The sequence below is a fragment of the Micromonospora sp. NPDC051296 genome, assembly GCF_040682255.1.
Taxonomy (GTDB): Bacteria; Actinomycetota; Actinomycetes; order Mycobacteriales; family Micromonosporaceae; genus Micromonospora; species Micromonospora craterilacus.
This window is the reverse complement of record NZ_JBFBAO010000045.1, coordinates 22,673-28,715: the sequence shown is the minus strand read 5'-3', so window position 1 is coordinate 28,715 and position 6,043 is coordinate 22,673. Positions and strand designations below refer to the sequence as shown.

The following is a 6,043-nucleotide window of genomic DNA, read 5'->3' as shown; positions in this document are numbered from 1 at the left end:
AGAGGTAACGGGTGTTGTTCGTGCCGAGTGCGTAGATCCACTGCCAGGGCGACGTGCTGCCGTCCCACCTGATGCGGGTCGAGACGGTCAGGTCGGAGGCGCCCTGAAGAGCGGCGCGGGGCAGGCTGACGTAGGCACCGTTGGACGTCGGCGCTCCGCCCGGCAGCTTGAGCGCCGAGCCGCCGCTGGCACCGTCCACCAGGGACGCCGTGGTGCGGTTCACCAGCGTGCCGGCGAGCTCGTTGCCCGAGGTGTCCGGGATGACCCCGGTGGACAGATCGATGCTGTTGAACTCGTAGTGCAGGGACGGCGACGGCAGACTGGTTGCGGCGGCGGGCACCGCGAACCCTGCCGTACCCACCAAGGTGAGCACGGCGGACAGCGCGGCCGCGCGTATGTGGGTTGCTCTCGACAACGCCATGATGGCAGCTCCTTGTTGTCGCTTGCGTTGGTGATGGTCCTCGCGCGATCCGTCGGCGCACGGCCCCACGCACAGGCTTCGCTGGCTGGTCACCGACCGTCGAACCGGTTCGCTAATTGGCCGGGGAGAAGACTCCTTCCATCGGGAGGTGGGGCGTCCACGACAGCACTGACAGTCGGCGAACTGGCAAGGCAAGGCCACCTGCGGCCCGCCGTCGCGAAGCCGGCGGTGCCGCGGGTCAGCGGGCCAGGCAGCGCCCGATCTGGCGCTCCGGGTGGCCCGGCCATCGAACGACGAGTTCGATGGTCACCGCATTGTTAACGCTAACTTCCAAGGGCGTCAACCCCGCAACGGGCCGGAAACGCCGTCGGCGAGGGCGCTCAGCGGGGGCTGAGGAGACGGTCGCGTTCGGTCTGCACGTTGGCGAGGCCCGCGCGCGCCTGGGCGGCTCGCTGCTCCAGCCGGCCCTGCACCTCGCGTACCAGTTGGACGGACTGGTCGACGTTGTGCACAGCCTGCTTGATCCGGCCCCGGACGGCGAGGTCGGTGAAGATGTTGTCGAGGAAGACATCGACAAATCTGGTCAGGCTGCCGACGGCCAGTCGCGGCGCGATCAGGTTCATGCCCTCGACATCGGCGAGTTCGGTACGCAGCACGGCGAGACACCGGTCGGCGCGGGCCGCGGCCTGGGCCGCCTCGTCCAGTCGGGAGTGTTTGAGCGCACTGCTCACCATCCCGCCGCCGAAGAACGTGTCGTAGGTCGACCAACCCGACGCGCTGTCGAGCTTGCGGCGTACCTGCGCCAGGGCGTCGTGTGCGGCGCGGGCGGCGTGCAGGGCCTCGCCCACCTCACGCAGTTCACCGCTGAGCCGTCCGCGCTCGTCGGCGAGTGCCAGCAGCCGCGCGCCACGCGGGTCGCCGGAGCCGGCCAGGTGCCGCTCCTTCTCGTCGAGCATGGCGGCGTAGGTGTTCGGCGCCGCGGCGAGCTGGTGCAGCCGCGCCCGGGCGACGTCCTGCTCGCCCCGCAGCGCCTCGATGCGGCCGTTGGCCTCGGCCAGCCGGTAACGGGCGGCGTCGGCCTCCGCGCGCTCGCGGGCCAGCAGGTCGTCCCGGGCCCCGCGCAACGAGGCCAGCACCCGGGTCAACGACAGCCCCTCCAGCCGGGCGACGTCCTTCTCCTCGCCGGCGCACTCGGCGCGCAGCGCGGCGACCCGGGTGGCCATCTCGTCCACCCGGGTCCGCAGATCCGCTACGCGCTGCGTGGTCACCTCGTACTCACGCAGCGCCTCGGCGGCCGCAGCCAGCCGGTGTTCGATGTCGTCAGCCACGTGCTCATTGGACAAGCCCGGCGCAACAGCGACGACGCGTCGGTGTCGCCCGAGCACGGGCCCCGGCCGGGCGGCGGCGGGTCAGTCGACGCCGAACTCCATCGCGGCGCGGTCGAGCGCCTCGTCCTCCGCGGAGGGCACCCCCCGGGACGCGATGGCTTCCGCACCGCCCTCCGGCATCGCGCCGATCAGCCCGGTCGAGGCCGCCTGCGCGGCACCGACCATCCGCTGCGGCACGCCGCCGCCGACCATGCCGAGGGTGGCGTACTGCTCCAGCTTCGCCCGCGAGTCGGCGATGTCCAGGTTGCGCATGGTGAGCTGGCCGATCCGGTCCGACGGACCGAACGCCGAGTCCTCGGTACGCTCCATCGACAGCTTGTCCGGGTGGTAGCTGAAGGCCGGGCCGGTGGTGTCCAGGATCGAGTAGTCCTCGCCCCGGCGCAGCCGCAGCGCCACCTCGCCGGTGACCGCCGTGCCGACCCAGCGCTGCAACGACTCACGCAGCATCAGCGCCTGCGGGTCCAGCCAGCGCCCCTCGTACATCAGCCGGCCGAGGCGGCGGCCCTCGTTGTGGTAGTTGGCCAGGGTGTCCTCGTTGTGGATCGCGTTGACCAGCCGCTCGTACGCGGCGTGCAGCAGTGCCATGCCGGGCGCCTCGTAGATGCCCCGGCTCTTGGCCTCGATGATCCGGTTCTCGATCTGGTCCGACATGCCCAGGCCGTGCCGGCCACCGATGGCGTTGGCCTCCAGCACCAGGTCGACCGGGCTGGCGAACTCCTTGCCGTTGATCGTCACCGGGCGGCCCTGGTCGAAGCCGATGGTGACGTCCTCGGTGGGGATCTCCACCGACAGGTCCCAGAACCGGACCCCCATGATCGGGTTGACCGTCTCGATGCCGGTGTCGAGGTGTTCGAGGGTCTTCGCCTCGTGCGTGGCGCCCCAGATGTTGGCGTCGGTGGAGTACGCCTTCTCGGTGCTGTCCCGGTACGGCAGGCCGCGGTCGAGCAGCCACTCCGACATCTCCTTGCGCCCACCCAGCTCGGTGACGAAGTCGGTGTCGAGCCACGGCTTGTAGATGCGCAGCTGCGGGTTGGCCAGCAGGCCGTACCGGTAGAACCGCTCGATGTCGTTGCCCTTGAAGGTCGAGCCGTCGCCCCAGATCTGCACGTCGTCGGAGATCATCGCCCGGACCAGCAGGGTCCCGGTGACCGCCCGGCCCAGCGGGGTGGTGTTGAAGTACGCCCGCCCGCCCGAGCGGATGTGGAAGGCGCCGCAGGTCAACGCCGCCAGGCCCTCCTCGACCAGGGCGGCGCGGCAGTCGACCAGGCGGGCGACCTCGGCGCCGTAGCTGAGCGCGCGACCGGGCACCGAGGCGATGTCGGGCTCGTCGTACTGGCCGATGTCGGCGGTGTAGGCGCACGGGATGGCGTCCTTGTCGCGCATCCACGCGACCGCGACCGAGGTGTCGAGGCCGCCGGAGAAGGCGATGCCGACACGTTCACCGGTGGGCAGGGAGGTGAGAACCTTGGACACGAGGAAAAGTATGCACCACGCCGCATGCCCATGCAAACGAAGCCGCGAGAGGGTGCCCTAACGCCGCCACCGTTCGGCTTCGCGGGTCGCGTGGGCGTGGTGTTCCTCCAGGACGGCCTCTCGCAGGGCCCGCCGGGAGCCGGCCAGGAAGATGAGTTCGGCGACGGCGAGCGCCAGCCCGGTCGCGGCGAGGATGCCGATCGAGGCGAGCGCCGGGACCGACACCGCCACCGGTGTCAGGGCCGCGAGGAGCACGATGGCGCCGACTCGGGTCCAGGTGACCGTGCCGAGGACGCGGAGCTGGAAACCGAGGTGGCCGAGGAGGAAGATGCCCACGCCGGCGAACATGAGGTACGTGCCGGCCGGGTCCAGCGGTTGGTGCAGCGGAACGCCACGGTCGCTGACCTGCTTGAGCAGGTCCTCGGCGCCGACGGCGAGGGTGATGATCCCCGCGACCATCGGCAGGTGGAGGTAGACGTAGCCGTCCCGGGCGAGCGCGACCCGGTCGTACGCGTGCGCGTTGCGCATGGCCAACTGGGCAGCGAGCGCGATGACGTCGAAGTAGGCCCACCACAGGGTGGCGGTGACGGCGATCCCGAGCGCTGCCGCGCAGATGACCGGCCAGCTGATCGCCCAGCTCAGCGGATTGGTGCCGGTGCCGACCGAGATGATCAGCTCGCCCAGCGTGACGATGATGATCAGTTCGTAGCGTTCCGTCCAGTGCGCCGCGGAGACGATCCGCCACCGCCGCCCCCCGACCGGGAAGCCGCCGGCGTACTCGACGGCGACGGCGAGCGCCCACAAGATCACCTGGACCGCGAACCGGTGCACGCCGAACACCCGCTCGGGGAGGTACGCGGATCCGACGAGCAGCCCGGTGGCGGTGACCACCGGGACGGCGAGGCGGAAGACCTGACGGCGGACCGGCCGGTCGTGCCGGGTGACCTGCCGGAAGACCACCAGGCTCAACATCCGGATGACGAAGTAGCAGCCGGCGAACACCAGCGGCCCGTTCGAGCCGCCGGGCAGGTCGGTGAAGGCTTCCGGGAGCGTCAGGGCCACCGTGAAGACGGCCGCCATCACGATGAAGATGACGATCGGCATCCAACCCTCGCCGGCGTGGACGCTGTTGCCCACCCAGACGTAGGAGATCCAGCACCACCACAGCAGGGCCAGGATCAAGACGCCCCGCAGCAACCCGTCGGGGGTGTGGTCGCCGAAGGTGGCCCGGGCGACGTTGGACAGCGCGTAGATGAAGACCAGGTCGAAGAAGACCTCCAGGCGGCTGACCTTGATGCCCTCTTCCGCCGGCCGGAGCCGCCAGGGTCGAACCGAACGCCCCGCGCTGTCCATCTCCCGATCCGCCGGGGGTCAGCAGCGGCGGTCAGCGCGGATGCGCTCGCACAGCTCGACACGCGTCAACAACCCGGCCTCCCGATGTGACGGGACCCCAACCTAACGCCTCACCACCGCAAGCCGGCCAAGACCGACAAAACGGCCACCCTCGCGTGTCGCCCACTATCGAGCAACCAGGAAGAAATCCACCTTCAGCCAATCCACCATCATCGAATTCTCACCCTCCGTATATGTCGAGGAGCTTTCCGTGACTCAGGCTGACCGACGCACCAGCCGTCCGCGCGCAGTTGACGAGATCCGGCTGCCGTCCGAGCCCCGCGCCACCTCCCTGTTCGTCCCCGGGGACGTACCACGCCGACGCGGGCTGATCATCCTGCTCAGCGTGCTGGGCGGCTTCCTGCTCACCGTCGTCTGGTCGGCGGAGTTCGTCGACCAGACCATCGGCGACAACATCGCCAACACCATGCTGGGCCACGACGCCAAGGAGACTCCGCTGAGCGGGGTCGTGGCGGGCGTGATCTTCGCGTTCGTCTCCGGCGTCGCCGGCACCTTCACCGCCTGCAACGTCGCCGCCTTCGGCGCCATCGCCCCGTTGGCCGGCACGTCCGACAGCCGGCTGGGCCGCTTCCTGACACCGCTGCGCCCGTTGGGCTGGATGGCGGTCGGCATGATCGCGGTCTCCGCCGTGTACGGCGCGATCGTCGGCCTGGTCGGCACGTCGATGCCCCAGTTCTCCACCGCCCCGAACACACCCGGATCCCTGTCCCCGCGCAGCATCCAGTCGATGGTGGTCTTCGGCCTGATCGGGCTGATCATGGTCTACCTGGGGCTGGCCGCGCTGAAGGTGGTGCCGGACCCGTTCGCCCGGATCTCCCGCCGGTACCCCAACGCCCCGCTGGTCTTCATGGGCGCGCTAATCGCCGGCTTCCTGATCGGACGGCCGTTCCCGCTGTTCCGCCAGATGTTCCGCGATGCCGCGGAGAGCGGCAACCCGCTGTACGGCGCCGCGGCGTTCACCCTCCAGTCGATCGGCAACATCGTCGTCATGGCGGTGCTGTTCCTCCTGCTGGCGTGGTTCGCCGGCAGCCGGCTGCAGAACTGGTTCGCCGCCCGCCCGTCCCGACTGGCGGCGACCATCGCGGTGGCGTTCATCGTCGCGGGCGCCTTCACCTTCCTCTACTGGGACATCCGCCTGCTCGCTCGCCGGGAGATCATCCCCTGGTACCCCACCGCCCCCTGGTCGTGACGGCCGCCAACGGTCACCAGGCGTGGCGCGGCCAGCACCACCGGCCTCGCCACGCCGGCCGGTGCGGGAGACGACCAGCGCACGCTCGGTGGCGGGGTCTCGGGGTGAAATGATGGGCCCCGTCGATCGAAGGGCCGTCCCGAGCTGGTCGCGAGGAGA

The 6,043-nt window shown here is 70.3% G+C and carries 4 protein-coding genes and 1 pseudogene; 1 reads left to right on the top strand and 4 read right to left on the bottom strand.

Annotated features, from left to right (window positions below; all coding sequences use genetic code 11):
- The 4 genes and pseudogenes from AB0M52_RS07900 to AB0M52_RS07885 all read right to left on the bottom strand — a co-directional run.
- Positions 1–421 (bottom strand): annotated as a pseudogene (locus AB0M52_RS07900) (cellulosome enzyme); the annotation flags it as partial.
- A gap of 380 nt (positions 422–801) precedes the next feature.
- Complete coding sequence (locus AB0M52_RS07895) at positions 802–1,749, bottom strand: hypothetical protein (RefSeq protein WP_363950395.1); 948 nt, start codon at positions 1,747–1,749, stop codon at positions 802–804.
- Positions 1,750–1,830: 81 nt separating this feature from the next.
- The gene (gene argG, locus AB0M52_RS07890; RefSeq protein WP_363950393.1) at positions 1,831–3,282 is read right to left on the bottom strand and encodes an argininosuccinate synthase; all 1,452 of its coding nucleotides are present in this window, start codon (positions 3,280–3,282) and stop codon (positions 1,831–1,833) included.
- Between the two features lie 57 nt (positions 3,283–3,339).
- Complete coding sequence (locus AB0M52_RS07885) at positions 3,340–4,635, bottom strand: low temperature requirement protein A (protein WP_363950391.1); 1,296 nt, start codon at positions 4,633–4,635, stop codon at positions 3,340–3,342.
- A gap of 250 nt (positions 4,636–4,885) precedes the next feature.
- On the opposite strand from AB0M52_RS07885, the gene AB0M52_RS07880 reads away from it, so the two are divergent.
- Positions 4,886–5,884: a hypothetical protein gene (locus AB0M52_RS07880; RefSeq protein ID WP_363950388.1), complete on the top strand. Its 999-nt coding sequence runs from the start codon at positions 4,886–4,888 to the stop codon at positions 5,882–5,884.
- Positions 5,885–6,043: the final 159 nt, after the last annotated feature.